The 25497-nt window shown below is 70.5% G+C and carries 28 protein-coding genes and 1 pseudogene; 7 read left to right on the forward strand and 22 right to left on the reverse strand.

Translation table 11 applies throughout. From position 1 onward, the window contains the following. Window positions 1-98: 98 nt before the first annotated feature. Complete coding sequence (locus IE206_RS19075) at window positions 99-950, reverse strand: helix-turn-helix domain-containing protein (protein WP_189963470.1); 852 nt, start codon at window positions 948-950, stop codon at window positions 99-101. Window positions 951-960: 10 nt separating this feature from the next. Beyond that, window positions 961-1710: a DUF6879 family protein gene (locus tag IE206_RS19080; RefSeq protein WP_189963639.1), complete on the reverse strand. Its 750-nt coding sequence runs from the start codon at window positions 1708-1710 to the stop codon at window positions 961-963. Window positions 1711-1879: 169 nt separating this feature from the next. Between IE206_RS19080 and IE206_RS19085 the strand changes: the two genes are divergently transcribed. The 4 genes from IE206_RS19085 to IE206_RS19100 all read left to right on the forward strand — a co-directional run bounded on the left by IE206_RS19085 (window position 1880) and on the right by IE206_RS19100 (window position 3351). Further along, the gene (locus IE206_RS19085) at window positions 1880-2101 is read left to right on the forward strand and encodes a hypothetical protein (RefSeq protein WP_189963472.1); all 222 of its coding nucleotides are present in this window, start codon (window positions 1880-1882) and stop codon (window positions 2099-2101) included. A 33-nt stretch (window positions 2102-2134) separates the two neighbouring features. After that, a complete protein-coding gene (locus IE206_RS19090; protein ID WP_189963474.1) occupies window positions 2135-2623 on the forward strand; it encodes a hypothetical protein in 489 nt (162 codons plus the stop codon). Beyond that, window positions 2623-2802 (forward strand): hypothetical protein, encoded by a 180-nt coding sequence (locus IE206_RS19095; RefSeq protein ID WP_189963476.1) that lies wholly within the window; start codon window positions 2623-2625, stop codon window positions 2800-2802. Before IE206_RS19090 ends, IE206_RS19095 begins: the two co-directional genes overlap by 1 nt. 84 nt (window positions 2803-2886) lie before the next feature. After that, window positions 2887-3351: a glycine-rich domain-containing protein gene (locus IE206_RS19100; RefSeq protein WP_189963478.1), complete on the forward strand. Its 465-nt coding sequence runs from the start codon at window positions 2887-2889 to the stop codon at window positions 3349-3351. Window positions 3352-3576: 225 nt separating this feature from the next. On the opposite strand, the gene IE206_RS19105 is transcribed toward IE206_RS19100, so the two are convergent. The 12 genes and pseudogenes from IE206_RS19105 to IE206_RS19160 form a co-directional block, all read right to left on the reverse strand. Continuing rightward, entirely contained in the window at window positions 3577-3816 is a 240-nt protein-coding gene (locus IE206_RS19105; protein WP_189963480.1) for a helix-turn-helix domain-containing protein, read from the reverse strand. Between the two features lie 178 nt (window positions 3817-3994). After that, a complete protein-coding gene (locus tag IE206_RS19110; protein WP_189963481.1) occupies window positions 3995-5392 on the reverse strand; it encodes a recombinase family protein in 1398 nt (465 codons plus the stop codon). 40 nt (window positions 5393-5432) lie between these two features. Then, window positions 5433-6245: pseudogene (locus IE206_RS19115) on the reverse strand (cytosine permease); the annotation flags it as partial. Window positions 6246-6316: 71 nt separating this feature from the next. Further along, window positions 6317-7315: a TIGR03842 family LLM class F420-dependent oxidoreductase gene (locus IE206_RS19120; protein WP_189963482.1), complete on the reverse strand. Its 999-nt coding sequence runs from the start codon at window positions 7313-7315 to the stop codon at window positions 6317-6319. Window positions 7316-7322: 7 nt separating this feature from the next. Further along, window positions 7323-8726, reverse strand: coding sequence for a dihydropyrimidinase (gene hydA, locus IE206_RS19125; protein WP_189963483.1), 1404 nt, complete (start codon window positions 8724-8726; stop codon window positions 7323-7325). Window positions 8727-8779: 53 nt separating this feature from the next. Then, on the reverse strand, window positions 8780-10063 hold the full coding sequence (locus tag IE206_RS19130; RefSeq protein WP_189963484.1) for an aspartate aminotransferase family protein: 1284 nt from the start codon (window positions 10061-10063) through the stop codon (window positions 8780-8782). After that, a complete protein-coding gene (locus IE206_RS19135; protein ID WP_189963486.1) occupies window positions 10060-10902 on the reverse strand; it encodes a nitrilase-related carbon-nitrogen hydrolase in 843 nt (280 codons plus the stop codon). Before IE206_RS19135 ends, IE206_RS19130 begins: the two co-directional genes overlap by 4 nt. A gap of 173 nt (window positions 10903-11075) precedes the next feature. Continuing rightward, window positions 11076-11576 carry an HAD family hydrolase gene (locus tag IE206_RS19140; RefSeq protein WP_189963487.1) on the reverse strand — a complete coding sequence of 167 codons (501 nt, stop codon included), beginning with the start codon at window positions 11574-11576 and terminating at the stop codon, window positions 11076-11078. 84 nt (window positions 11577-11660) lie between these two features. Beyond that, on the reverse strand, window positions 11661-12926 hold the full coding sequence (locus IE206_RS19145; protein ID WP_189963489.1) for an alginate lyase family protein: 1266 nt from the start codon (window positions 12924-12926) through the stop codon (window positions 11661-11663). Between the two features lie 109 nt (window positions 12927-13035). After that, window positions 13036-13245, reverse strand: a complete 210-nt coding sequence (locus IE206_RS42475; RefSeq protein ID WP_226599730.1) for a hypothetical protein — start codon at window positions 13243-13245, stop codon at window positions 13036-13038. Then, the gene (locus tag IE206_RS19155; RefSeq protein WP_189963491.1) at window positions 13242-13502 is read right to left on the reverse strand and encodes a helix-turn-helix domain-containing protein; all 261 of its coding nucleotides are present in this window, start codon (window positions 13500-13502) and stop codon (window positions 13242-13244) included. Before IE206_RS19155 ends, IE206_RS42475 begins: the two co-directional genes overlap by 4 nt. A gap of 107 nt (window positions 13503-13609) precedes the next feature. Then, on the reverse strand, window positions 13610-14155 hold the full coding sequence (locus IE206_RS19160; protein WP_189963493.1) for a winged helix-turn-helix transcriptional regulator: 546 nt from the start codon (window positions 14153-14155) through the stop codon (window positions 13610-13612). Window positions 14156-14264: 109 nt separating this feature from the next. Between IE206_RS19160 and IE206_RS19165 the strand changes: the two genes are divergently transcribed. Both IE206_RS19165 and map read left to right on the forward strand, forming a co-directional pair. Then, entirely contained in the window at window positions 14265-15434 is a 1170-nt protein-coding gene (locus IE206_RS19165) for a thiolase family protein (protein WP_189963495.1), read from the forward strand. A 58-nt stretch (window positions 15435-15492) separates the two neighbouring features. Next, a complete protein-coding gene (map, locus tag IE206_RS19170; protein ID WP_189963498.1) occupies window positions 15493-16260 on the forward strand; it encodes a type I methionyl aminopeptidase in 768 nt (255 codons plus the stop codon). A gap of 173 nt (window positions 16261-16433) precedes the next feature. On the opposite strand, the gene IE206_RS19175 is transcribed toward map, so the two are convergent. Then, a complete protein-coding gene (locus tag IE206_RS19175; protein WP_189963499.1) occupies window positions 16434-17114 on the reverse strand; it encodes a glycoside hydrolase family 75 protein in 681 nt (226 codons plus the stop codon). A 149-nt stretch (window positions 17115-17263) separates the two neighbouring features. After that, window positions 17264-19081: a gamma-glutamyltransferase gene (ggt, locus tag IE206_RS19180; protein WP_189963501.1), complete on the reverse strand. Its 1818-nt coding sequence runs from the start codon at window positions 19079-19081 to the stop codon at window positions 17264-17266. A gap of 104 nt (window positions 19082-19185) precedes the next feature. Between ggt and IE206_RS19185 the strand changes: the two genes are divergently transcribed. After that, a complete protein-coding gene (locus IE206_RS19185) occupies window positions 19186-19929 on the forward strand; it encodes a hypothetical protein (protein WP_189963503.1) in 744 nt (247 codons plus the stop codon). Here IE206_RS19185 and IE206_RS19190 read toward each other — a convergent pair. The 6 genes from IE206_RS19190 to IE206_RS19215 form a co-directional block, all read right to left on the reverse strand. After that, window positions 19926-21161, reverse strand: a complete 1236-nt coding sequence (locus tag IE206_RS19190) for a cytochrome P450 (RefSeq protein ID WP_226599731.1) — start codon at window positions 21159-21161, stop codon at window positions 19926-19928. The two genes, IE206_RS19185 and IE206_RS19190, sit on opposite strands and share 4 nt — an antisense overlap. Before the next feature lie 38 nt (window positions 21162-21199). Then, on the reverse strand, window positions 21200-21973 hold the full coding sequence (locus tag IE206_RS19195) for an alpha/beta fold hydrolase (RefSeq protein WP_189963508.1): 774 nt from the start codon (window positions 21971-21973) through the stop codon (window positions 21200-21202). A 115-nt stretch (window positions 21974-22088) separates the two neighbouring features. Further along, entirely contained in the window at window positions 22089-22691 is a 603-nt protein-coding gene (locus IE206_RS19200; protein WP_189963510.1) for a hypothetical protein, read from the reverse strand. A gap of 126 nt (window positions 22692-22817) precedes the next feature. Continuing rightward, complete coding sequence (locus tag IE206_RS19205) at window positions 22818-23318, reverse strand: hypothetical protein (protein WP_189963512.1); 501 nt, start codon at window positions 23316-23318, stop codon at window positions 22818-22820. Next, window positions 23315-24781: an ATP-binding protein gene (locus IE206_RS19210; protein WP_226599732.1), complete on the reverse strand. Its 1467-nt coding sequence runs from the start codon at window positions 24779-24781 to the stop codon at window positions 23315-23317. Before IE206_RS19210 ends, IE206_RS19205 begins: the two co-directional genes overlap by 4 nt. Next, a complete protein-coding gene (locus IE206_RS19215; protein ID WP_189963514.1) occupies window positions 24778-25470 on the reverse strand; it encodes a response regulator in 693 nt (230 codons plus the stop codon). Before IE206_RS19215 ends, IE206_RS19210 begins: the two co-directional genes overlap by 4 nt. Between the last annotated feature and the right edge of the window lie 27 nt (window positions 25471-25497).

A 25497-nucleotide genomic window follows, 5' to 3' on the forward strand; every position in this document is an offset into this window, starting at 1 on the left:
ATCCTAAGCGGCCGGTCTGACATCACGCCGCCTCACCGCGGCCAGCGAGACCGTGCCGTCCGTCTCCGTGTTCCAGGACCGCGCTATGGCCCCCACCTTCAGGGCTTGTGCAGCGCGCTTTGGGCACGTGCGATCAGCCGGTGCGCGTCGGCTCCGTAGACCGCAGACTCGCGCAGGGTTTCCCAGGTGCGCAGGTAGGTAGCAACGCTGTCCGGGTCGTCGATCCGCAGTTCGGCATGCCAGGTCTCGACGATCACCTGTCGCTGGTCGTAGATCCAAAACGCGGTTGCGGGCGGGATCTTGAGCGAGGCGCCCAGGGGGACGATCCCCAGCTCGACCGTGGCCAGGCCGATGACGCCGGCCAGTCGGTCCAGCTGAGCGTTGAGGACAGCGGGCGGGCAGATCAGCGCGTACAGCACCGGTTCCCAGAGCAGGATCCGGTACCGCTTGCCTGGCTGGTAGAGGCCTTCCTGCATCCGCATCCGCGCGCGGACGGCGTCATCGGTGTCCTGCGGTGACCGCTGGAGTTCCGAGTAGCGGGTGAAGATCGCACGGGCGTAGTCGGGAATCTGGAGGACGCCGACGACCATAGCGCCCTCCCATGCGTGGAATTCGGCAACTTGCGCTTGGCCGGCCACGTGGCCGAGCTGCACGGGTTTGTGCCCCTCCGCAAGCTGCCGCCTCCACGAGCGTACGTGGTTCTCCATACCGGCCAGCATGGCCAGCAGTTCGTCCGCGGCTTCTGGCTGCCCTGTTGCTTCTGCCCACATGCGCAGGTCATCGGCCGTGGCGGTCTGCCTGCCGTTCTCCAGGCGCGACACTTTGGATTGTGCCCAGCCGAGGGCCTTCGCGAGGTGTACGCCTGTGAGCCGACCTCCAGGGCGGGACTCGCGCACCTCCCGGAGACGCGCTCCGAGGGCTACACGCGCTTGCTGGAAGTCGGTACTCACCGGCTCACTCTCACTCTGCGGCGGCGACTTCCGCCGCGAACGTCTCATACGGAACGGCATGGTGCCAGGCGGCATCGCGGGCCTGGCAGTAGCGGAGCACTGCGGCGGGCTCGGTGATCAGCTCGACGTTGATCAAGTTGTCTGCGTCGTCGAAGTTGAGCAGCGCGGCCATGCGGGAGTCGAACAGCCAGAAGTCCTCGTGGGGAAGACGCAGATCGTCGGCGTCGCTGCGCCATAGGTTGCGCATGTCCTCCCCGACCGCTGCGTTGCGCCGGGCGTTTTCGAGGAGATACAGCTGGCCGGGTGTTGGCGGTGAGTCGACGATGCGGACCCGCTCGAACCTCTTGCCCAGGGCAGTCTGCTCGCGCCGGTCAGCGCACCACTCCAGGTCTGCGCCTGACCAGTCCACTGGTTCGCCCCGCTTGAACTGCGCGTAGGTGTCGGTGAGTTCATCGGAGGCGTAGCGGCGTCGCGTCTCCAGGCGCCAGGCGGTGTGCTTGAACACGCTGAACAGCTGGTCGAACTCGTCGAGGTCGATGATGTGGGGAGTGCGGCTCTTCGGGCCCCAGTCGACCAGGACTTCGCGCGGCACGATGATCGCCTGCTCGCCCGGGGACAGGTGCTGAAGCTGGGCGACGTCGGCGGGGTCGGTGAGCGGCGGTCCGTGGACGATGACTTCGCCGCTGTCGAGGTCTTCGTGTACGGACGGGCACCCGTTGACGCCGGAGCCGGTGCCGTTGAAGCGCAGTCGTCGCATGATCGTGTCCTTTCGTCGGGACATTGATCCACCAGCATCGTCGGGTGATGAGCCCTGCGCTACAGAGTGCCCCCTACCTGCATTGAGATACAGCCGCATATCCCGCCAATGCTGCTGCATATGCTCGCATAATGCCTAGCGGGCTCAACTCCTGCTCCATACCGTCCAGTTCATGGCGAAGAAGAACAGCACGATCGACCCGTGTGCAGCAACGGAACAGCTGCGTGCCGCGCTGACCCGTGCCGGGATCGTCCTCCCGTCCCTCGGCCTCGATGACGGTGGATCCCTCGGTCTGATCAACCTCGGTCGCGTGCGCGCCGACGTGGCGATCCGCCTTGCGGTGCGCCTCGACAAGGGTCACGACGCGTCGCTCGTGTCCGACGCAGCCCTGTAGCCACCGCCACGCCGCCCGCCCCAGGGAGTCTTTGTGAGCACCGCAACCGATGCCGGAAGAGAAGCCGTAGCGGACTGGCTCGCCGCCAGCCTCAACCGGCCCGACAATGCCCACCAGGAGTGGGCGGACAACGGCGTCGCCGTCCTCGCGCTCGGCCGCCGGTTCTCCGCATACCGCCTGGCGGACGAACTCGTCCACGCCGTAGGAGCCAACACCGGCCCGGCGACCACCTCACTGATCCTGCGCACGTTGGGCGGCCCCGTCATCCACGACCCGCGCGGCCACCGCTTCTACGTGCTGGTGCCGTCGTCCCCGCCCGCCCAGAACCTCGGCCCGTACGCCACCTACCTCGGCCTCGGCAACTACCTGGGCGTACCCCGCGTCGAGGACGACGAGCCGGGCGAAGCTGGCGCCAGCTACTGGGCTGTACCCATGAAGCGACCGGGCGCCCTGTGCAGCCCGCCAGCCGTGACCGGACTCATCAACGCGGGGACAGCTGCACTCACCGGCCAGGCCGACTGATGACCGCGACGAAAGCCCCGAGCACCTACGTGACCCCCGAGTGCCGCGAGGCCCGCAACCTCAGCTGGGAGGCCGGGCACCGTCACTGCCCCGGCCCGCTCGACGTACGGCAGCGCCGGGGATCGGTGCCCCTCGAAGTCCTCAAGTGCGCCTGTCACTGCCACAACTTGACCCACTGACTCTCCGTCCCGGCCGACGAACTCCAGGCAGGACCGCGGCCGGGACGGGGCCCTGCACCACCGTCCATCGAACGGAGGCACCACATGCACCAGCTGACAGCGCGAACGCTCCTCACCGACGCCCAGTTCAACGACGTCCGCGCGACGATCCTCGACAACAACCCGGGCATGGAGCCCGACCTCGCAGCCCGCATCCTCACCGACGCCCTCGCCTTCCTGGCGGTCGCGGCCGGACGCGGCGGCCACGGCCTGGTCCCGAGCCGTGTCGTCGACGAGGGCTGGCACGCTCTCATCCTGCACACCGGGCTCTACCAGAACCTGTGCGGCCGACTGGGCGGGTTCGTCCACCACGTCCCCGAGCGGCCCGACCCCGGCCGGTTCAGCGCTGCTGCTCTTGAGCGGACCATCGGCGCCATCGAGAGTGCTGGGTACAGCGTCGACGCTGACCTGTGGCGGTCGCCCGAGGATCAGCTCGTTTCGGTGGCGGCCTCCTGCCAGCATTCCGACGACAGCGGCCCCATCGTCATCATCCCCAAGCCCAGCAGCTGACCCCCTAGCCTGTGCGGCAGGAGGTAGGCATGAACGACCAAGAGTGGACGGACCCTCGGTACGCCGAGCTCGTCAAGGAGTGGCGACGAGCGCAGCCGTATCGCCGTCCAGCCAGAAGCTGGCGTCGAACACGGGACGAACACATCCCCCCGGTGCGGGGCTTCCTCGTACCGCGCTCCGAAGCCTGATGCTCATCGGCCCCGGCCAGGCGGCCGGGGCTTCCTCCTACTGCCGAACGAGGTCAGCGAGGGGCACGCCGATCGCGTCAGCGATGAGGAACAGCGTGTCGAGGAGGGGCGACGCGTGGCCCTGCTCGATCCGGTTATAGGTGGCGCGGTCGATCCCAGTTCGTTCGCAGACGCCCTGTTGGGTGAGGCTCGCGTGGAGCCGCGCGGCGCGGATGCGTTCGCCGACGACGCGTCTTCGGGTGAGTACCCAGTCGGGCGGAGGGGTGGAGCGCGGCACCTACCCACGCTCACCGGTCCATGATCAAATGTATGTAGGTCAAACCCTACATTGTGTGATCAAGGTGGGGAGCGGGCACTAGCGATAGGCCCCACCCCCCTTCCAAGCGGCCCTCCCGGTCCCGCCCCCCAGGCGAACGGGAGCGGCCGGCGGTGCCCCCGCCTAGGCGGGGGCACCGTCATTTCCACTCGATCTGAATCGCGCCCGCATCCCAGTAGCCGCCATCCGGCTGCCGTCCCGGCCGGGCAGGGAAGACTCGCACCGTCATCAGGAAATCCAGCACTGACCGCCTCCGCGAAAGGTCCAGCGCCGCCCACCGGACGTCTAGGTCGGGAGCACCGATCAGACCCACGACGGGGTTCACCTTCTCGGCCTGCGACAGCTCGGCCTCCGCTGCCCGGAGCCTGGCCCTCGCCGCGGCCGAGGCAGTCCGCCATTCCTGCATGTCCATGTCGCCAGCGCCGAGGGCTGCGGCGAAGTCATCGAGCATGGCTCGGGCCTGGTGCATGGTCTCCTGCGCGCCTCGCACGTCCACGGGGTCTTTCCGTTCCGCGAGGAGTTGCGCCGCGTCAGGGCGCGAGAGGCGGCCGAAGATCGCCAGCTGTACGTAGTCGTCGAGTTTGATCAGATCGCGTGAGACGCACTTGTTCGCACGGCAGTGATAGTCCTTCTGCCCCGTCCCTTTGGACCCGGATTTCATGTCGGAGCTGCACGGGCCGCACACGTACAGGCCAGACCCTAGGTGCCTGCGGACGTTGGAGGCGGCCGGGATGCGGGACGGATCCTTGAGCAGGGCGCAGACGCTGCGCCATTTGCTCTCCTCGATAGCGGCGTCCCATATCGCCGGCCCGGCTTCCCTTCCAAGGTGCACGACGATGCCCGCATTGCGCGGTCGTAGGAGGACACGTCGCAGCGATCCGCCTTCGAAGTACGCGCCGGTACTGGTCCGAATTCCCCGCTGCCCCCAGTCTGTCGCGATGGACCGGAGGGAGGCGCCGGCGAGGACGGAGTCCGCGGCTTCATTCAAGGCGTCGATCTCCTCGGGGATCGGGGTTTCCCCGTCGCTCTCCCAGCCGAAGGGGCGCGGGCCGCCGCAGTACTCGCCTCTGCCGATCTTCTGTTCGCGGGCACGCTTCTGCCGCTCGATCATTCGCTCGACTTCGTAGCGTGCCTGGACGCCGAGCTGCCGGGCGATCATCCGTCCCGTCGCCGTGGTGAGGTCGAGGAGTCCAGCCTTGACGGTGTGCGTCGCGATCCGGCGTGACTCGCACACGTCGATGTACTCCTCCAGTTCCACGGGGGACCGGTGGAGGCGGTCTGTGTGCCACGCGAGGACGGTGCCCGCCATGCCGGCGCGCAGGTCGTTGAGCATGGCGTCGTAGTCGGGACGCGGCTTGCCTGAATAGGCGGAGAGGTCGTTGTCCTCGTAGACGCGCACCACTCGCAGCCCAAGTTGAGCGGCGAGTTGGTCGCAGTCCTGCCGCTGCCGCTCGACGGCGAGGCCTCCGCCTTCGCGATCTTCGCTGATTCGGCAGTACATCACGGCGAGTTGGGGATCGGCTGGCTCGTGGTCCATGCCTCATGCTGGCACACTAGTTGGGGGTTTGGTGCCTGTTGGGCAATCCGAGCGTCTGGCCCCAGACCTGGGCGCGCTGGCCCTTGCCGAAGCGGGTGAAGTCAGGGATGTTCAGCGACAGTGTCGCCCAGAAGCCGATCATGCCCATGAGGGACGGGAAGAAGACGGGCCAGAAGCCGCGGCCCCAGCCGTGTTTGGAGGGCTGGTCGAGGAGCGGGCCGAAGCCGCCCGCCTTGTGTGCGATCCAGACCAGCAGGACCAGCGCACCGACGATCACGAAGGGCGCCGCCCAGTTCTCGAAGCGGCGCAGGGTGTCCATCCCCCGGTGAATGATGGCGAGTTCGAGCGCCCAGAAGAGCAGGAAGCAGAGCCAGAGGGTCCAGGGCCGGCCGCCGACGGACGCCACGTCCGCCCAGCCGCCGAAGGTCTTGCCGAGCAGCACGAAGATGCCCTGGCCGCCGATCCAGGTCTGGATGCCGAACCAGCAGCAGGCGACGGCGGCCCGGATCATCGCGGGAAGGTTGGCGCCGCGCAGCCCGAAGGAGGCGCGGGCCAGGACCGGGAACGGGATCCCGTACTTGGGGCCCGCGTGCCCGGTCAGGAGCATCGGGACCAGGACGATCAGGTTGGCCAGGGCGATGGTGAAGACCGCCTGCTTCCAGTCCATGCCGAGCGCGACCAGACCGGAAGCAAGCGTCCAGGAGGGGATGTTGTGGGCCATGCCGACCCACAGGGCGGCGAAGTTGTACGTCGTCCAGGTTCGCCCCTCGGGCGGTACCGGCCGCAGGTCCTCGTTGGCGAACCGGCCGTCCTGGTGGCCGGCCGTGGCGGGTATGGCGGTGGTGTCGGTCATGGGCAGGCCATTCGTTCGGGGAGGGCGGTGAGGGGCGAACGGGCCGTGTGAATATGGGATTTGACGGTACGTCAGCGCAGGGCGGGGATGACCTGCCGGCCGTACGCGTCGATGGCTGCCTCCCGGGCGTCGTGCATGGCGTACAGGGCGAACTGGTCGACGCCCAGCTCTCGCAGCGCCTTCAGTTTGTCGATGTGCGCCTGGGGCGGGCCGAGCAGGCAGAAGCGGTCGACGATCTCGTCGGGCACGAAGGCGGTGTCCGGGTTGTCGGTGCGGCCGTGGTGGCTGTAGTCGTAGCCCTGGCGCGCCTTGATGTACTCGGTGAGCGCTTCGGGGACGAGTCCGGAGTGTTCGCCGTAGCGGGACACGAGGTCGGCGACGTGGTTGCCGACCATGCCGCCGAACCAGCGGCACTGCTCGCGGGCGTGGGCGAGGTCGTCGCCGACGTAGGCGGGGGCGGCGACGCAGATCGTGATCGAGGCGGGGTCACGGCCCGCGTCGGCAGCGGCCTTGCGGACCGCCTTCACCATCCACTCGGTGAGGAACGGGTCGGCGAGCTGGAGGATGAAGCCGTCGGCCTTCTCCCCCGCGAGCGCCAGGGCCTTGGGTCCGTACGCCGCCATCCAGATGGGCAGCTTGCCGTTCTTCACCCAGGGCAGCCGCAGGCGCTGCCCGTCGACGTCGGCCTCGCGGCCCTCGGCGAGGTCGCGGATGACGCCCATCGCCTCGCCGAGCCGGGCCAGCGTGTTGGGCTTGCGGCCCGCCACGCGCATCGCGGAGTCGCCGCGCCCGATGCCGCAGACGGTGCGGTTGCCGTACATGTCGTTCAGGGTGGCGAAGGTGGAGGCGGTGACTTCCCAGGTGCGGGTGCCGGGGTTGGTGACCATCGGGCCGACGGTCATTTTGGTGGTGTGTTCCAGGATGCGGCTGTAGATCACGAAGGGCTCCTGCCAGAGCACCGCCGAGTCGAAGGTCCAGCCGTAGCGGAAGCCGTTGCGTTCCGCGCGCCGCATCAGGCCGACGACGGCCGAGGCGGGCGGATCGGTCTGCAGGACGAGTCCGAAGTCCATGGTGCTCCTAGCCGAGGTACTGACAGGTGGCGCGCGGTACGTAGCAGCCGTGTCCGGCCCGTCCGGTGAACTGCCGGTCGTGGATGACGGGTTCGCCCCGCGAGAGCACCGTCTCGACGCGGCCGGTGACCCGCCTGCCCTCGTACGCCGAGTAGTCCACGTTCATGTGGTGCGTCTCGGCGGAGATGATCTGCTCGGCGTGCGGATCGTAGATGACGACGTCGGCGTCGGTGCCCGGCGCGATGGTGCCCTTCTGCGGGTAGAGGCCGAACATCCGGGCCGGGGTCGCGCAGGCGATCTCGATCCAGCGGCGGCGCGAGATGTGTCCGTCGAGGACCGCCTGGTGCAGCAGGTCCATCCGGTTCTCGACGCCGGGAAGCCCGTTGGGGATCTTGGAGAAGTCGCCCCGGCCGAGCTCCTTCTGTCCCGTGAAGCAGAACGGGCAGTGGTCGGTGGACACCACCTGGAGGTCGTTGGTGCGCAGGCCCCGCCACAGCGCGGCCTGATGTTCCTTGGGCCGCAAGGGAGTTGAGCAGACGTACTTGGCGCCCTCGAAGTCCGGCTCGGCGAGGTTGTCGGTGGACAGGAACAGGTACTGCGGGCAGGTCTCGCCGAAGACCGGGAGCCCCTTGTCGCGGGCGCCGGCCAGCTCGGCGAGCGCCTCCTCGGCCGAGACGTGCACGACGTAGAGCGGGGCGCCCGCGACCCGGGCGAGCTGGATCGCGCGGTGCGTGGCCTCGGCTTCGAGGAGGGCCTTGCGCACCTCGCCGTGGTAGCGGGGGTCGGTCTCGCCGCGTGCGAGGGCCTGCTCGACCAGGACGTCGATGGCGATGCCGTTCTCGGCGTGCATCATGATCAGCCCGCCGTTGGCGGCGGAGCGCTGCATCGCGCGCAGGATCTGCCCGTCATCGCTGTAGAAGACCCCTGGGTACGCCATGAACAGCTTGAAGGAGGTGATGCCCTCCGCGACAAGCAGGTCCATCTCCTTGAGCGACGACTCGTTGACGTCGGAGAGGATCATGTGGAAGCCGTAGTCGATGGCGCACCGGCCGTCCGCCTTGGCGTACCAGGTGTCGAGCCCGGCCCGCAGGGCCTGGCCCTGCGACTGCACGGCGAAGTCCACGATGGTGGTGGTGCCGCCCCACGCGGCGGCGCGGGTGCCGGTCTCGAAGGTGTCGGAGGCGAAGGTGCCGCCGAAGGGCAGTTCCATGTGGGTGTGGGCGTCGACTCCGCCCGGGACCACATACTTGCCGGTGGCGTCGAGGGTGCGGTCCGCGGTCCATCCCTGGGCCACGGTCGAGCCGTGCGCCGCTATGGCGGCGATCCGGCCGTCCTCGATCAGTACATCGGCGTGCGTCTCGTCGGCGGCGGTGATGACCAGGCCGCCGCGGATGAGGGTGCGGGTACTCATGGGTGGAGCTCCCTTACGTACACGTACACGTACACGTGCTTGAGTTACGTGAACTACACGGTGTGCAGGGCGCGTTCGAGGATCGCGGCGCCCTCCTCGGCCTCCGCGACGGTGAGCGTGAGGGGTGGCGCGACGCGCAGCACGCTGGTGTCGTGGCCGCCGCCCTTACCGATGAGGAGGCCGCCTTCACGGGCGGCTTCGAGGACGGCCGCGGCGGCTTCGGGGTTGGCCTCGTCGGTGCCGGGCCTGACCAGTTCGATGCCGGCCATCAGGCCCCGGCCGCGTACCTCTCGGACGACGGGGAGCTGGGCGCAGATCGCGCGCAGCCGCTCGATGAGCAGGCCGCCGACGCGGCGGGCGTTGCCCTGGAGGTCGTGTTCGAGGAGGTAGGTGAGGTTGGCGAGGCCGGCCGCCATGGTGACCGGGGAGCCGCCGAAGGTAGAAATGGAGTTGGAATCCAGGCAGTTCATGACCTCGGCGCGGGCGACGACGCCGCCGATGGACATGCCGTTGCCGATGCCCTTGGCGAAGGTGAGCAGGTCGGGCGGACCGCTCCGCTCGTGTGCCTGCCAGCCCCAGAAGTGGTCGCCGGTGCGGCCCCAGCCGGTCTGCACCTCGTCGGTGATCCACAGGATGCCGTGCCGGTCGAGGACCTCGCGGAACGCGGCGTACAGGCCGTCGGGCGGCGAGGTGAAGCCGCCTACGCCCTGGATGGGTTCGGCGATCAGCGCGGCCACGTTGCGGGTGTGGCCGAGCAGGTCTTCGAGGTCGGCGACGCAGGCCTCGATGAACTGGCTGTCGCCGAGGTGCGCGTACGGGCCGCGGCTGCGGACACCGCCGTGCACGTACAGCGTCTGGAGCGGCGAGAGGCTGGTCGGGGACCAGGCGTGGTTGCCGGTGATGCCCACCGCGCTGAACGAGCGGCCGTGGTAGCTGTTGCGCATCGCGAGGATCTGGTTGGAATTGCGGTACGCGGTCGCGAGCAGCAGCGCGGTGTCGTTGGCCTCGGTGCCGGAGGTGGTGAAGAAGACCCGGGCGTCGGGGATGCCGGACAACTGGGCGATGCGCTCGGCGAGTTCGACCATCTGCCGGTTGAGGTAGAGGGTCGAGGTGTGGATGATCCGGCCGGCCTGTTCGGCGACGGCCTTGGTGACCTCGGGCAGGGCGTGGGCGGTCATCGTGGTGAGGATGCCGCCGAAGAAGTCGAGGTACTTGTTCCCGTCGGCGTCCCAGACGTGCCGGCCCTCGCCGTGGGTGATCTCGACGGGCTGCTTGTAGTAGAGCGCGAGCCAGTCCGGCAGGACGGCGCGGTGGCGGTCGTGGAGGCGGCGGGTCACGGCTTCACCAGGCCCTCGTAGGCGTCGGGGCGGCGGTCGCGGTAGAACGCCCACTGCTGGCGCACTTCCTCGATGAGACCGAAGTCGAGGTCCCTGACCAGGAGTTCCTCCTCCTTGTCGCTGGCGACCTCGCCGACGAACTGCCCGCGCGGGTCGACGAAGTAACTCGTCCCGTAGAAGTCGTTGTCGCCGTACTCCTCGCGGCCGACCCGGTTGATCGCCGCGATGAAGTACTCGTTGGCGACGGCCGAGGCGGGCTGCTCCAGCTGCCACAGGTACGCGGAGAGGCCGCGCGAGGTGGCCGACGGGTTGTAGACCAACTGGGCGCCGTTCAGGCCGAGCTGGCGCCAGCCCTCCGGGAAATGGCGGTCGTAGCAGATGTACACGCCGACCTTGCCGACGGCCGTGTCGAAGACCGGCCAGCCGAGGTTGCCCGGTTTGAAGTAGTACTTCTCCCAGAAGCCCTTGACCTGGGGGATGTGGTGCTTGCGGTACTTGCCGAGGTAGCTGCCGTCGGCGTCGATCACGGCGGCGGTGTTGTAGTAGAAGCCCTCGCCCTCGATCTCGAAGACCGGGACGACGATGACCATCCCGGTCTCGCGGGCGAGTTCCTTCATCCGGGTGACGGTCGGGCCGTCCGGGACGGGTTCGGCCCAGCGGTAGTGCTCGGCCTCCTGCACCTGGCAGAAGTAGGGGGCGTTGAAGACCTCCTGAAAACCGATGATCTTCGCACCCTGCCGGGCCGCCTCGCGGGCGTGTTCCTCATGTTTGGCGATCATGGAATCGGTGTCGCCGGTCCAGGTCGCCTGAACCAGTGCGGCGCGCACGACATTGGCCATGAGCTGCTCCTTCGACGGGTCGTCAGCCAGCCAAATCCACACGCGTAGATCCGTGTGTGGATGAGACCGTAAGGCGCGTCACGCACCGTGGCAAGACCATCGCAGTTACGGCGAGGCTAATTGCGGGGCCACAGGTCAACCCCGGGTGGACGGCTCGCGTACCTGACGCCACGTCACCTCGGGCGGGACTCGGCGGCCGGGAGGCGGCGCCAGTTGCCGCGCCGGGCGTGCCGCAGCAGGACCGGGTCGTCTCCGACCACCACGGGGTGGCCGACCTCGGCGAGCAGCGGCAGGTCCGCCGCCTCGTCCGCGTACGCGTAGCAGCGGGCGGCCAGGATGGCGTGTTCGCGCAGCAGGGCGCGGGCCGCGTACCCCTTGCCCTGGCCGATCATGGGGGCTCGCGGGCGGGAGCAGAGCACGGCGTCGGGGGCGAGGTGCTGGACGACCGGTTCGAGTTCGGCGGCGCTCGCGGGCGAGACGAGCACGACGAGGTGGCCGAGGGCCGCGTGGCCGTGCAGCGCCGCGAGGACCGGCGGGTGCCACAGCCGGCCGAGCGGCCCGGTGGCACCGGCCAGGTCCGGCGCGGCGAGCAGGGTGCCCTCCACGTCGAAGAAGGCGGCGGCGGTGGGCCGCTGCGGGCGGTCGTCGGGCCGGGGGCGGCGGGTCGTGTCCATTGCTACGGACCATGCCCAGCCCACCGCACGGCTCAATCCCCAATATTCAACGTTCTGTTGAACTCGTCCGGAAACCTGCCCGCGCTATCCGGACGTTCCCGGATTCTGCGCGTGGGTGAGCGTCTCCCAGGCGACGAAAAGGTCGTCGGTGCCGCCGGGGCGCTGCTGCTCGGCGAGCTCCTGCGTCTCGGGCAGCGTCAGGTGCAACCGGTTCTGGAGGTGGTTGAGCAGGACCTCGACGTCGGGGCCCATGGTCCGCTGGACGGTGCCGCCGCACAGCCAGGCCGGGGCCTCGGCGCCCAACTGGTAGCGGGCGTGGAACTCCAGGGCCTCCTTCAGCCGCTGGGCCGTCGGCCCGTACAGGTCGACGCCCTGCTGCCAGGCGGTCTCGGCGATGTGGCCGGAGGCGGCGAGGGCGTATCCGATGTGCATGAAGTTGCGGCAGGTCTCCTGGCCGAGCCCGTCCTTGTACGTGCGCTGGCCGAACCAGTACGCCGCGAGCCTGTCCGGGGTGTTCATCGAGCCGCCGGGCGGCGGCTTGGGCAGCTTGCCGTCCGAGGCGAGGTAGAAGTAGGCGGGGAGCCGCGCCCGGTAGCGGTCGAGGGCCTCGTTGAAGATCTTCTGGTCCTCGACGAACACGGCGATGCCGATGGCCGCGTCCGTCATCGCGAGTTCCCAATTCCCGTTGTAGTCGGGCACTTTGGCGGTCACGGCGGGCAGATACGCCGTGCGCAGCATCCGTTTGAAGCGCTGCACGGCCGGGCCCTGCCACTGCGGATAGCCCGCGTGCACGATGTCGGCGGCGCGTGCCCAGGTCGAGCCCGCCCAGGCGGTCTGGAGGTCGGCGTTGCCCTCGGTGTGCCGCTTGATCACCTGCGCCCACCCGTCCATGATCTCGACGGCCTTCTTGGCGTGCGCCTCATTGCCGTTGACGGTCCACAGCAGCGCCTGGGTGTACGCGGCGACGGCGTCCTCGCGTTCGTCGAGACAGGCGGGCGGCCCCGCGTTCGGCGGGCAGGGGACGACCTCGGCGGGGTGCGGGGTGTAGGCGAGCGAGCCGTAACGGCTGGTCCGCATCTGCTCGTACGCCGAGCTCCACGGCTCCTGGCCGGCCCGCACCTTCGCCCGCATCGTGTCGAGCTGGCTCCTGCCGACGACGACGCCGGGGTGGCGGAAGACCGGCGCCGCGGCGTTCGCGCGGCCCGCGGCGGAGGCTGAAGAGACGTGCGGGCCGGGCGCACAGGCGGCGAGCAGCGCGAGCACGCCGACAACGGCCACCAGCACGGGACGGCGGCGCCGAGGGAACTGCGACGGATTGGCCACGCTCCAACGGTCGCCCCGGGCACCCATCCGCGCAGGATCTGTTGCGCCGAACAGGCAGCGCCCGGCCCCCACTCCGGGGCGCGGAGCCCCGGCGGCCGCCCTCGGCGCGGGCGCGGCCGACTGCCTCCGCAGGGGCTCAGCCCCGGCCGGCGATGCCCGACCGGCCCCGGACCGGTACGTATCCCAGGTCGGCGGGGCGATCGCCGGGCGACCAGCCGTCGAGGAGGTCGGACAGCTGGGGAGGCCAGATCTCGTTGTCGTACCGCAGGAGGAACACCGCGCCCAGCGGATCCCGGACGACGGTACGGGCCGCCTGCCTCGGGGTGCGGAGCCTCGGCGGTATCACGCGGCGACCGCGGGCGGCATCTCGCAGTCGCTCACGATCTCGTCCATGGACAGGCCGAGGACCGAGGCCAGCGCCGCCACCGTGAAGAACGCGGGCGTCGGGGCGCGGCCCGTCTCGATCTTGCGGAGGGTCTCGGCGGAGAGGCCCGCCGCGGCCGCGATCTCCGTCATGCTGCGGTCGCCCCGCGCCGAGCGGAGCAACCGGCCGAGCCGTTCACCGCGTTGTCGCTCTGCGGGGGTCAGGGGGGTGCGGACCATTCTGGGATTCTAGGCGCTCGCGTGCGTGTGCGGTGAGTCGTCTGCGGGTCCGCCGTGGCTGGTCGCGCAGTTCCCCGCACCCCTGACAGGGGTTGCCGTTCAGCGGGCTACCGAGCTCGCTCGGCTCCACGCGCCCCTCGAAGGCGCTCGCCCTCAGGCCCCTGCTCCGACCAGCCCGGTACCTCGAACCGGACGGTCACGTCCCTGCGGTGGACCTCCTCGCCGCAGTCTCGGCACGTCACCGCGGGATCCAGGTCCGCGCCGCACTTGTGGCGCCACACCGTCGGCGGGACTTCGGCGAGGTGGCGGTCGCCCCACTTCATGAGCATCAGGAGGACCGGGCGGAGCTCCTGGCCCGCCGGGGTCGCGCGGTACTCGTAGCGGGCCGGGCGCTCGCTGTAGAGGGTGCGCTCCAGGACGCCGGCGTCCACGAGGGTGCGCAGCCGGGTGGTGAGGATGTCGCGGGGGGCGCCGGTGTTCTTGGCGATCGCGTCGAAGCGGTGCACGCCGAAGAAGACCTCGCGCAGCACGAGCAGGGAGTACTTCTCGCCGACCACCGAGAGCGCGTCGGCGATCGAGCACGGCCGGGGGTTCTTGCCCCGCGCGGTACGCGACGGCTCGGGCTTGCGCTGCGGCTGCTCGGACACGTTCATGGGGCCACGGTAGCCGAGCCGGACCCAGTCCGTTGGATTTTCCTACTCACGGAGTTACAGTGAGTCCAGTTTTCCAACCTACTCATGAGTAGAGCCGAGGGAGCGCATCATGCGTGACGCCGTGATCGTGGAAGCCGTACGCACGCCGATCGGCAGGGGAAAGCCGGGCGGGGCCCTGTCGGGGACCCATCCGGTCGAGCTGCTCGCCCACACCCTGCGCACCCTGGTGGAGCGCAGCGGCATCGAACCGGCGCTCGTCGACGACGTCATCGGCGGCACCGTCGACCAGGTCGGCGAGCAGGCCATGAACACCACCCGGTACGCCTGGCTGTCGGCCGGGTTCCCGGACTCCGTGCCCGCGACGACGGTCGACCGGCAGTGCGGGTCCTCGCAGCAGGCGGTGCACTTCGCCGCGCAGGGCGTGATCTCCGGCGCGTACGACCTGGTCGTGGCCTGCGGAGTGGAGTCGATGAGCCGGGTGCCGATGTGGTCCAACGTGCCTGCCGGGAAGGACCCGTTCGGGCCGGGGGTCGCCGCGCGCTTCCCCGACGGACTCGTCCCGCAGGGGATCAGTGCCGAGCTCATCGCCGCCAAGTGGTCGATCGGGCGGGAACAGATGGACGAGTTCGCCACCGCCTCGCACCGGAAGGCCGCGCGCGCCTGGGAGAGCGGCCTGTTCGCGGCGGAAACCGCGCCGATCGCCGGCCTCACCCGGGACGAGTCCGTACGCCCGGCCACCACCCCCGAGATCCTCGCCGGGCTCAATCCGTCGTTCGTGGACCCGGCCTTCGCCGAGCGGTTCCCGCAGATCGACTGGTCGGTGACGGCCGGCAACAGCAGCCCGACCAACGACGGGGCGTCGGCGGTCCTGATCACCTCCAGCGAGACGGCCGCCCGGCTCGGGCTGCGCCCGCTCGCCCGGCTGCACAGCTTCGCCGTGACCGGCTCCGACCCGGTCCTCATGCTGACCGGCGTCGTCCCGGCGACGGAGAAGGTGCTGCGCAAGGCGGGGCTCGACCTCGGCGACATCGACCTGTTCGAGGTCAACGAGGCGTTCGCCAGCGTGGTCCTGGCCTGGCAGCAGGAGACCGGTGCCGACCCGGCGAAGGTGAACGTGCACGGCGGCGCGATCGCACTCGGCCACCCGCTCGGCGCGAGCGGCACCCGCCTGATGACGACGCTGGTGCACGCGATGCGGGAGCGCGGGGCACGCTATGCGCTCCAGACCATGTGCGAAGCGGGCGGCCTCGCCAACGCGACGATCCTGGAGGCCATTTGAACCCACCCCGGCGGGACCCGGGCGCCCACCCCATTCAAATACCGGTATAGTAATTGGAATGGTGGAGATCAAGAGCGATACCCAGATGGATGCGATGCGCGAGGCCGGCCGCGTGGTGGCACAGGCCCTGGCGGCGGCGCGGGAGGCGGCCGACGTCGGCGTCAGCCTCACCGAACTCGACGCCGCCGCGCGGGAGATCCTGTTCAAGGCGGGCGCCACGTCGCCGTTCCTCGACTATCACCCCGAGTTCGCGCCGGTCCCCTTCCCGGCCACGGCGTGCATCTCCGTGAACGACGCGATCGTGCACGGCATCCCGGACGGCTACCGGCTGCGCGACGGCGACCTGGTCAGCGTCGACTTCGGCGCGGTCCTCGACGGGTGGGCCGGGGACTCGGCGATCAGCTTCACGGTCGGCCGGGCCCGGCCCGAGGACGTAACGCTCGTCGAGACGGCGTTCCGGGCGCTGGACGCGGGGATCGCGGCGGCGGTCGTCGGCAACCGCATCGGTGACATCGCGCACGCGATCGGGAAGGTCTGCCGGGGCGCGGGCTATGGCATCCCGGACGGGTTCGGCGGGCACGGCATCGGCCGCCACATGCACGAGGACCCGGCCGTGCCCAACGAGGGGCGGGCCGGGCGCGGCATGGTGCTGCGGCATGGGATGGTGCTGGCGATCGAGCCGATGCTGATCGCCGACGGGAGCGATGCGTACTATCCGGCGGCCGACGGGTGGACTCTGCGCAGCCTGAGCGGGGCTCGAGCTGCCCATGCCGAGCACACGGTTGCCGTCACCGATGCCGGGCCCCGCATCCTCACCCTGCCCTAGCCGGCGGGCCTTTCGCTTCCGCGTGCTGTTCGGTCGGGTGCGGGTCCGTCGCGGCTTGTCGCGCAGTTCCCCGCGCCCCTGAAAAGCCCTCCCCCCGCGGCTGGTCGCGCCCACGCGGCGGAGCCGCACATTGATACCGGCACCGCGCCCCTGACAGGCCCCCAAGGGTTGGCCTAGTTGTTGGCCAGGAACTGCTGGGTCAGGTCGTGGCCCAGGGTTCTTGCCGCGCTGTGGCTTTCGATCGGCTTTGACTGGGAGTTCTTGAACAGGATGTACGTGACGCCGGAGTCCGCGCCGCCCGTCTTCGGGTTCGGGTCCATGCCGAGCGCCTTGGCCGTGGCGTACGACGCCTCACCGATGGTGTTGGTCGGGCCCGTGTCGCCCACGACTGCGTACTCGACCTTGTTGCGGTAGATGACGGCGACGACGCCTCCGCCCTTGATGCCGGACGAGGCGTAGTTCCAGATCGAGCCCGCGCTCGGCACCACCACGTACGGCAGCTTCTCCGCGCTGAGCGGCAGGCCGTTCGACTGGTGGAAGCGGGTGTCGGACTGAAACCAGGGGTCAGTGTCCTTGTTGCAGGCCGGGGTGATCTGGCCGTCGCAGTCGATGCCCAGTCCGGACTTCCAGAACACGGCGCCGTCCATGCCGCAGACCGGCACGTCGGCCGCGGCCGAGGGGTCCTGCCTGTATTTGCCGTGGGAAATCTGGGAACAGGTCTCCACCTTGGCGAGGAGTTCGGCCGCCCCGGCCGTGCCCTCGGCCGCCGAGGCGGGCGCCGTGACGGGGAACGTTGCCGCGGCGAGCAGGGCGGCGCCGGATGCCGCGGCGAGGGCGAGCCTTCTGGTACGCACCCGGGAACCCTTCTGTCAGAAACGTTTCCTTAGCTATTGCGCACGTGAGCTGCCGCCAACCAAGATCGCCGACCCCGCGCAACAAGAGGCCCATGGTTCCCGGCCGTTCAGGACGGGACCATGGGCCTCACCGGCGACGTCAGCCGGGGCTACTGCTTTCCACTCGGATGGACCACCAGCGCCGAGCCGCCGCCCCGCCGCACCTTCTCAGCCGCGGCGAGCCAGCGCCCGTCCGGCAGCCGCTGCACCCCGGTCGCCGCCCCGATCTCCGGATTCAGCGAGAACGAGTGGCCGAGCGCCTCCAGCCGGGCCCTCAAGGGGCTGTTGTAGAGGGCGGGTTCGAGCTCGGTCCGGGCCGCGTTGCGCTGGCTGGCACGCGGTGCCGCGATCGCGTCGACCAGCGGCATCCCCCGGTCCAGATGGTTGATCAGCGTCTGGAGGACGGTTGTGATGATGGTCGCACCGCCCGGCGAACCGAGCGCGAGCACCGGCTTGTCGTGCCGGTCGAGCACGATCGTCGGCGAGATGGAGGAGCGCGGCCGCTTGCCCGGACCCGGCAGGTTCGGGTCGTGGACGGCCGGGTTGGCCGGGGCGAAGGAGAAGTCGGTCAGCTCGTTGTTGAGCAGGAAGCCCCTGCCGGGCACGGTGATGGCGCTGCCGCCGGTCTGCTCGATGGTGAGCGTGTACGCGACGACGTTGCCCCACTTGTCGGCGACCGTCAGATGCGTGGTGTTGTCGCCCTCGTACGTGGTCGGGGCCGCCGGGCCCGACGTCTTGCACGCCGCGGGGTGGCGCGGATCGCCGGGTGCGAGAGGGCTGGTCAGGACCGCGTCGTCCTTGATCAGGCAGGCCCGCGAGTCGGCGAAGCGCTGCGAGAGCAGGCCCTTGACCGGCACGTTCTCGAAGTCCGTGTCGCCCACCCAGCGACCCCGGTCCGCGAACGCGATCCGGCTCGCCTCGATGTAGTGGTGCAGGAACTGCACGTCCGAGGCCTTCGACAGGTCGGTGTTCTCCAGGATGTTGAGCGCCTCGCCGACCGTCGTGCCGCCGGAGGTGGAGGGAGCCATGCCGTAGACGTCGAGCCCTCGGTAGTCGACCTTGGTGGGAGCCTGGAACTTCGCCTCGTACGCGTGCAGGTCCTTCTCGGTGAGGTCGCCGCTGCGCACCTTGCGGGTCGACTTGGGGTCGACGGGCGGCTTGCGGACGGTCTTGACGATGTCGTCGCCGAGGTCACCGCGGTAGACGGCGTCGACGCCCTTGCGGCCCAACTCCTCGTAGGTGCGCGCCAGATCCGGGTTCTTGAAGGTCGAGCCGACCACCGGGAGCTGCCCGCCCGGCAGGAACAGCTTGGCGGAGTCGGGGAAGTCGGCGAACCGGGCCTGGTTGCCCTCGGTCTGCGAGCGGAAGGTGTCGTCGACGGTGAACCCGTCGCGCGCGAGGCGCTCCGCGGGCTTCAGGAGCGTGCGCAGCGACTTGCTGCCCCACGCGTCCAGAGCCCGGTCCCAGGTGGCCGCGGTGCCCGGGGTGCCGACGCTGAGCCCGCTGGTCACGGCGTCCGCGAAGGGCAGCGGTTTGCCGTTCTCCACGAACAGCGAGGACGTGGCGGACGCGGGCGCGGTCTCGCGGCCGTCGAGGGTGTGCACGGAGCGGGAGGCGGCGTCGTAGTAGACGAAGTAGCCGCCCCCGCCGATGCCCGAGGAGTACGGCTCGGTGACACCGAGGGCGGCCGCGGTGGCGACGGCCGCGTCCACCGCGTTGCCCCCGTTCTTCAGGACTTCGAGGCCGGCGGCGGACGCGTCGGCGTCCACACTGGAGACCGCTCCCCCGTAGCCGACCGCCTCCGGCACCTTGGCCGGGGTCCGGCCGGGCGGCGCGGCCGTCGTGGGCGGCGCGGCGGCGACCGAGGCCGCGACGGCGGCCGCCGCGGCGAGGAGGGACAGGGTGCGGGCAGCAGGACGACGACGCATGCATACCTCCCGTTGGCGAACGTCCGCGCAGCGTAGCGCCGGGCCGGGGTTGGCGTCATGGGCATGTCGAACAGGGGCGCGAACTCCCGCTAGCATGCCCGCCCATGAATGACGACGTACGCAACATCGTGCTCGGCGTGGTGGCGGCGGGCATAAGTGCCGCCCTGGGCTGGGTCGCCCGGAACTACCTCTGGAAGCGCAAACTCCGCCGCAAACAGGCCTTCTTCGGGCTGCCCGACCACTCGGAGTGCCTGCTCGTCGTCAACCGGGCCGCGGGGCACGAGGTCGCGGTGCACCGATTCGACGTGTTCGCACTCCTCGAACTCTCCTCGCTCATCAAGGACTGCGGAGCGCACGCCCAGATCATCCAGCACGATCTCGCCCAGCAGGGCTTCGGCGAGCGCACCGAATTCTGCCTCGGCGGGCCCTATTCAAATCGGCGGATGGGAGCCCACCTCGCATCGCTCCTGCCCGGCGTGAAGATGAACGTGGACTCCGAGCCGAGCCCCGACCGCGGCGCCTTCCAGATCGGCTCGGAGCGCTACCGGCTTGAGAACGGCGTCTGCGAGTACGTGATCCTGGCCCGGCTCACACCGGGCCCGGACTCCCGCCCGGTGTTCCTGTTCTGCGGCCAATCCGCGATCACCAACCAGGCCGCCACCCGCTATCTCGCCCGTAATTCCGAGAAGCTCGCCCGCAAGCACGGCAGCAATTCGTTCTGCCTGCTCCTGAAGGTCGTCAACTCGCATGCGTACGGGCCCGATGTGGTGGAGCTCGTCGCCGATGTGACCCGGGCGGCCCAGGAACCGGCCCCGGTGATCCGCACCTCGCACCGGGCGGGCAGTTAACCCACCCTCAGCGGCAAAGACTTGATGCCGTTGATGAAGTTGGAGACGAGCCGACGCGGCGGGGCCGCGAGTTCTGTGCGGGGCAGGGCGCGCAGCGCCTCCTCGTGCAGCACCCTGAGTTGCAGCCGGGCGAAGTGCGCGCCGAGGCACACGTGCGGGCCGTCGCCGAACGAGACGTGCGGGTTCGGGCTGCGGGCCAGGTCCAGGCGGTGCGGGTCGGCGAAGACGCGCTCGTCGTGGTTGGCGGAGGCGTGGAAGACGACGACCTTGTCGCCGGCCGCGACGGTCTGTCCGGCGAGGACGGTGGCCCGGTCGGCGGTGCGCCGGAAGCTCAGCACCGGCGGATGCCATCGCAGGAGTTCCTCGACGGCCATGTCCACAGCAACCTGGCGCTCCATCAGCTCAAGCCGCGCCTCGGGGTGTTCGGCCAACGCGAGCAGGCCGCCCGGGGCCGCGCTGCGTACCGTGTCGTTGCCCGCCACCGTCAGGAGGAAGAAGAACATCTCCAGCTCGGCGTCGGCGAGTTCGGAGTGGGCGAGCGAGGTCATGATGTCGTCGGAGGGACGCTCGCGCTTGTACGCGGCGAGCTCCTGGGCGTACGCGAACATCTCGGCCAGCATCGCGGGCGAGCGCGGGTTGACCGGACGCCCGTCGGGGCCGGGCACCGGCGGCTCGTCCGGGTCCTGGTAGGCGATGACGCGCTCGGTCCACTCCAGGAGGAGGCCCCGGTCGCCCGGCGGCACCCCGAGGAGGTCGGTGAGGTTGAGCAGCGCGTAGTCATCGGTGACGTCGGCGACCAGGTCGGCCACGCCGTCCTCGGCGCCGTCGCGGGCCCCGGTGAGCAGGGCACGGGCCCGCTCGCGCGCCAGCGCCTCGAAGCGGTCGATCCGGCCGGGCGTGAAGGCGCGGCTGACCAGGCGGCGCAGTCTTCCGTGCCGCGGAGGGTCCTGGTTGAGCATCATGCGGCGGATGAACGGCAGGTCCGCCGGGTCGGGGTCGCGGATCTGGGTGGCGCCGAGCGCCGAGGAGAAGGTGCCCGCGTCCTTGAGGACCCGTACGACGTCCGCGTGGCGGGTGACCGCCCAGAAGCCGGGGCCGGCCGGCCAGCCGAGCACCTCGGGCTCCTCCTGCCACGCGACCGGGTGGTGGTCGCGCAACTCGCGGTAGGCGAGGTGCGGCGGCCCGGCCGCGTACAGGCGGGGGTCGAAGACGTCGGGGGTGTCAGCAGCCATGGTGGGCATGATGGGGCCTGCCGAGGACATCGGGCGTGTCAGACATGGTCGGCCCGCAGGAAGTCCTCGACGGTGCGGATCAGGTCGAGCGGTGCCTCGTCCATGGCGTGGTGTCCGACGTGGGGCAGTTCGACGAGCTGGCCCGCCGGGTACCAGCGCAGCCAAGTGGCGCGCAGGAACTGGGCATTGAGGGCCGGATCGAGCGCGCCGGTCACCGCGAGCGCGGGCACCGGGGAGCCCTCGGTCTCCTCGTGGAAGTCCTCGCCGGACCAGGAGTCGAGCCAGGCGCGGAACGCCTTGGGGTCGCTGCGGTCCACCGAGCGCCGGGTCATCCGGTCCAGCCAGGCGTCGGGGCGGTCACCGCCGGTGGTGAGGTCGATGATGGCGCGGCGATTGGCGGGGTGCTCGGCGGCCTCGGTGAACAGTTCGCGGGTCGCCTCGTCCATCGGCATGCCGCTCGCCGGGACCGGCGATATGCCGACCATGCGGCGCACGCGGTCGGGGGCGGCGGCCAGGACGCGCTGGACGACGGCGCCGCCCATCGAGTGGCCGATCAGCGAGAACCGGTGCCAGCCGAGCCGGTCGGCAAGGGCCAGGACGTCCTGGGCTCCCTCGCTCGTGGTGAACGCGCCGGAGGCGTCCCTGGCCTCGCCGTAGCCGCGCAGGTCGACGAAGGCGTAGGTGAAGGCGGCGGCGTCGAGGTCGGGCAGCACGGCGGCGTAGTCGCCGCGGTCGGCGAGCCAGCCGTGCACGGCGACGACCCGATGGGCGCCGTCGCCGTGGAGGGTGTGGGGCAGCGTGAATCCGGCCATGGGCACTCCGATTCCGGGCAGCGGTCGTCGGCGTACGGCTCGCTGGTGGTGCTGTCGGCGCGCGAGACGTACGCGTACACGGTGGCGCTCGCCCTGCCACCTGGCAAGAAGCCGGTCAGAACTCCCAGGGACTCTCGGCCGGTTCCACCGTGCGGTTCTCGACGGCTACCTCGGCGGGCGCGCACCCCCGCACCGCATCGAGCAGTCCGGCCGCGTCGAAGTCGAAGATCTGCTCCTCGAAGCACAGCCCGTGCGCGCCCTTCGCGCGGCCGAGGACGGGCGCCAGGCGCCGGTACATGGAGCGCGGTCGGCTGATGTAGGGCAGCGCGGGTGAGCGCAGGTCGACGACGAGGAAGCGGCGCACCTTGTGGCCGGTCCGTACGGCGACCGCGGTCACGGCGGTGACGTCGTCCCAGTCGATGCGGCCGGCCAGCCAGGTCGGCAGCCGCACGGTGAGCGCGTCGGCGTCCACATCGAGCCGCAGCGGGCGCAGCAGATAGCCCGCGAAGGTGGCCGCGGCGACCAGGACGGCCACGCCCGACACGGCCATCACTGGGCCCGCGAAGCCGCTGTTCGGCCCGTCGAAGACGGAGGCGGCGGCGATGCACCAGATCACGGCCACCGCGATCGCGGCGAGCGGGACCCAGATCAGGGTGCGCCGCAGCCGCAGGACGATCGGGGCGGCCCCGGGCTGCGTTGGGCTGGCTGAATTCTCCACACGCAGAGCTTGGTCCGTCGGCGGCCCGGACGCCAGAGTGTTACCCATGGGTTTACTGAATTGAAGTCAACAGCCCGGGATCATGCTGATGCCTGTCCAGGGCCCCCTTCGCGGCCCGGCGCCCTGTCAGACCGGGCAGGCGAGGGGGCTCAGGGAGCTGTGGTCGTCGGTGCCCGTGATCGTCACCTTCAGGTCCCCGCCCGGCGCAACCGACTGCGCCACGGTGCAGGCGATCTGTTGCTGGGCGAGCGGCGTGAGCCCCGCGACGTCCTGGTCGAGCGCGACCGTGATCATGCCCTGCGCCAGGCTCAGCTTCGACGCGCCCCGGCCCGGTGGCAGTTCCGTACGGATCCCGGCGGCCGCCTCTGCCTTCGTGGGACCCGCGAAGAGGAGCGGGAGCTGCGGCCCGGAGCGGGCGGGCCGCAGCACGGGCATCAGCCCGTCCGGTCCCGCGAAGTAGAGGACCGTTCCATTCGCGTCGGCGTCGGGCGGCACGGCCGACGCGCTCGCGGGTCCGCCCACCGCGATGACGTCGGTGGACTGGATGCCGCAGCCCACCGCGAGGAGTCCGGCCGGGAGCAGGGCGAGCGCGGCCAGTGCCCGGGGCCCGGTGGTCCTGGGCCTCATCGCGCCGCCTGCGCGGGTGCGGCCGCGAGCAGGCCGGTGGGCAGCTCGACCCTGAAGACCGCGCCGCCGTCCAGGCCGTTCGCGGCGCTCACCGTGCCGCCGTGCAGCCGTACGTTCTCCATCGTGATCGCGAGGCCGAGGCCGCTGCCCGCCGAGCGGGTGCGGGCCGCGTCCGCCTTGAAGAAGCGGTCGAAGATGTGCGGAAGCACGGCCGCGTCGATGCCGGGCCCGCTGTCGGCGACCTCCACCACCAGCGGCCCGCCGCCGGAACTCGGACACAGCCGTACGGTCACCGGCTCCGAGCCGTGCCGCAGGGCGTTGCCGACGAGGTTGGCCACCACGATGTCGAAGCGCCGCGGATCGATCATCGCCCGTACGCCGTCCGGGAGTCGAGTGACAACCCGGTCCTCCCAGTGGCGCCCCTGGAGGGTCTTGCGGATGGTCTCGGCGACATCGACCTCGTCGGCGTTGAGCTCGGCGGCCTTGGCGTCGAAGCGGGAGATCTCCATCAGGTCCTCGACGAGGGTGGCCAGCTTGCCCGTCTCGGCCGAGATGAGGCGCACCGCGCGCGCCGTGTCCGGGTCGAGCCCGTCGGCGTCCTCGTCGAGCACCTCGGTCACGGCGAGCATGCCGGCCAGCGGGGTGCGCAGTTCGTGCGAGACGTCGGAGGCGAACCGCCGGGCCCGCGCCTCGGCCTTCTGGAGCTCCTCGACCGAGCGCTCCAGTTCCTCCGCCGACTCGTTGAACGTCCAGGCCAGATCGGCGAGTTCGTCCGATCCCTTGACCTCGATACGGGTGTCGAGCCGGCCCTTGCCCATGCTGCTCGCGGCCCGCCGCAGATCGCGCACCGGCCGCAGCACGCTGCGCGCGGCGAGGAGGGCGGGCACCACGGCGACCGCGAGGGCGGGCAGCGCCCCGTTCTTGGCCGCCGAGACCATGGCCTGGATGGTGACGCCCTCCGGCCTGAGGTCCATCACGGCATACAGGTAGACCCCGCTGCGCTGCTGGTGGCCGTACTGGTCGAACATCACCGGCATGCCGATGGTCAGGTACGGGGTGCCGTCCTGGACCACCCGCTGGAACGAGGCGTGCGTGTTGGCGTGGGTCTGGCTGCGCAGGTCGTCGGTGATCACGGTCGAGGTGGGCCGCATGGTCGAGGAGGCCCGCAGGCTGCCGTACTCGGCGAACACGATCCAGGGGCGCGGCTTGCCCGCCCTGGCCAGCGCCTGGCTGACGTCCTTCAGCGCCGCGGTGGAGGGGGGCAGCCCGAAGTGCTGGTTGGCTATCTGCTCGCGGAACTGCTCGACGGCCTGGTCCTGGGTCTGCTGGAGGATGGCCGAGCGGGCCGACTGGTAGGTGAGGGCCGCGGTGGTGACCGCGCTGACGGCGGCCACCAGGAGGAACGCGGCGATCAGCCGGGTGCGCAGGCCGAGGCGCAGGGCCCGGCGGACGGGGAGTCTCACAGGGGCCCGAAGCGGTAGCCGAAGCCGCGCACGGTCTGGATGTAGCGGGGGCCGGCGTCGGGGCCCGAGGTGTCGCCGAGCTTCTGCCGCAGCCGCCGTACGCAGGCGTCGACCAGCCGGGCGTCGCCGTGGTAGCTGTGCTCCCACACCGATTCGAGGAGCTGCTGGCGGCTGAAGACCTGCTCGGGCGAGGCCGCGAGGTGCAGCAGGAGCTTGAGCTCGGAGGGGGCGAGCGGGAGGCGCTCGCCGTTCTTGGCGGCGGTCAGGCCCGCCCGGTCGAGGGCGAGCTCGCCGTGGAACTCGGGTCCTGGGCGGGCGGCGGCGGGGTCGGCGAGGCGGCGCAGTACGGCCCGGATGCGGGCCTCGATGACCTCGGTGCGGGCGGGCTTGACTATGTAGTCGTCGGCGCCCGCTTCGAGCCCGACCACCACGTCGAAGTCGTCGCCGCGCGCGGTGAGCATGATGATCGGAAGCTGGCTGGTCTCGCGTATCCGGCGGCAGACCTGGACGCCGTTCATGCCGGGCAGCATCAGGTCGAGCAGCACCAGGTCGGGCAGGAAGGTCTTGAGCGAGCCGAGTCCGGCCTCGCCGGTCCCGGCCGCCAGCACCTCGTGGCCGCGCCTGCGCAGCCCGAGCTCGACCCCTTCGCGGACGGAGGGGTCGTCTTCTATGAGAAGCACGCGTGGCATGGAGGTCAGTATCCCAACCGTCTCTTT

The sequence above is a fragment of the Streptomyces violascens genome, from assembly GCF_014649955.1.
Classification (GTDB): Bacteria; Actinomycetota; Actinomycetes; order Streptomycetales; family Streptomycetaceae; genus Streptomyces; species Streptomyces violascens.

Bases quoted from the DNA above. Each gene is read 5' to 3' on its own strand.
- IE206_RS19160 (WP_189963493.1), bottom strand. From the start codon at position 14,155: ATGAACGTGTCCGAGCAGCCGCAGCGCAAGCCCGAGCCGTCGCGTACC.
- map (WP_189963498.1), top strand. From the start codon at position 15,493: ATGGTGGAGATCAAGAGCGATACCCAGATGGATGCGATGCGCGAGGCC.
- IE206_RS19135 (WP_189963486.1), bottom strand. From the start codon at position 10,902: ATGGCCAATGTCGTGCGCGCCGCACTGGTTCAGGCGACCTGGACCGGC.
- IE206_RS19165 (WP_189963495.1), top strand. From the start codon at position 14,265: ATGCGTGACGCCGTGATCGTGGAAGCCGTACGCACGCCGATCGGCAGG.
- IE206_RS19100 (WP_189963478.1), top strand. From the start codon at position 2,887: ATGCACCAGCTGACAGCGCGAACGCTCCTCACCGACGCCCAGTTCAAC.
- IE206_RS19185 (WP_189963503.1), top strand. From the start codon at position 19,186: ATGAATGACGACGTACGCAACATCGTGCTCGGCGTGGTGGCGGCGGGC.
- IE206_RS19095 (WP_189963476.1), top strand. From the start codon at position 2,623: ATGACCGCGACGAAAGCCCCGAGCACCTACGTGACCCCCGAGTGCCGC.
- ggt (WP_189963501.1), bottom strand. From the start codon at position 19,081: ATGCGTCGTCGTCCTGCTGCCCGCACCCTGTCCCTCCTCGCCGCGGCG.
- hydA (WP_189963483.1), bottom strand. From the start codon at position 8,726: ATGAGTACCCGCACCCTCATCCGCGGCGGCCTGGTCATCACCGCCGCC.
- IE206_RS19140 (WP_189963487.1), bottom strand. From the start codon at position 11,576: ATGGACACGACCCGCCGCCCCCGGCCCGACGACCGCCCGCAGCGGCCC.
- IE206_RS19205 (WP_189963512.1), bottom strand. From the start codon at position 23,318: ATGAGGCCCAGGACCACCGGGCCCCGGGCACTGGCCGCGCTCGCCCTG.
- IE206_RS19120 (WP_189963482.1), bottom strand. From the start codon at position 7,315: ATGGACTTCGGACTCGTCCTGCAGACCGATCCGCCCGCCTCGGCCGTC.
- IE206_RS19195 (WP_189963508.1), bottom strand. From the start codon at position 21,973: ATGGCCGGATTCACGCTGCCCCACACCCTCCACGGCGACGGCGCCCAT.
- IE206_RS19110 (WP_189963481.1), bottom strand. From the start codon at position 5,392: ATGGACCACGAGCCAGCCGATCCCCAACTCGCCGTGATGTACTGCCGA.
- IE206_RS19215 (WP_189963514.1), bottom strand. From the start codon at position 25,470: ATGCCACGCGTGCTTCTCATAGAAGACGACCCCTCCGTCCGCGAAGGG.
- IE206_RS19085 (WP_189963472.1), top strand. From the start codon at position 1,880: ATGGCGAAGAAGAACAGCACGATCGACCCGTGTGCAGCAACGGAACAG.
- IE206_RS19145 (WP_189963489.1), bottom strand. From the start codon at position 12,926: ATGGGTGCCCGGGGCGACCGTTGGAGCGTGGCCAATCCGTCGCAGTTC.
- IE206_RS19155 (WP_189963491.1), bottom strand. From the start codon at position 13,502: ATGGTCCGCACCCCCCTGACCCCCGCAGAGCGACAACGCGGTGAACGG.
- IE206_RS19190 (WP_226599731.1), bottom strand. From the start codon at position 21,161: ATGGCTGCTGACACCCCCGACGTCTTCGACCCCCGCCTGTACGCGGCC.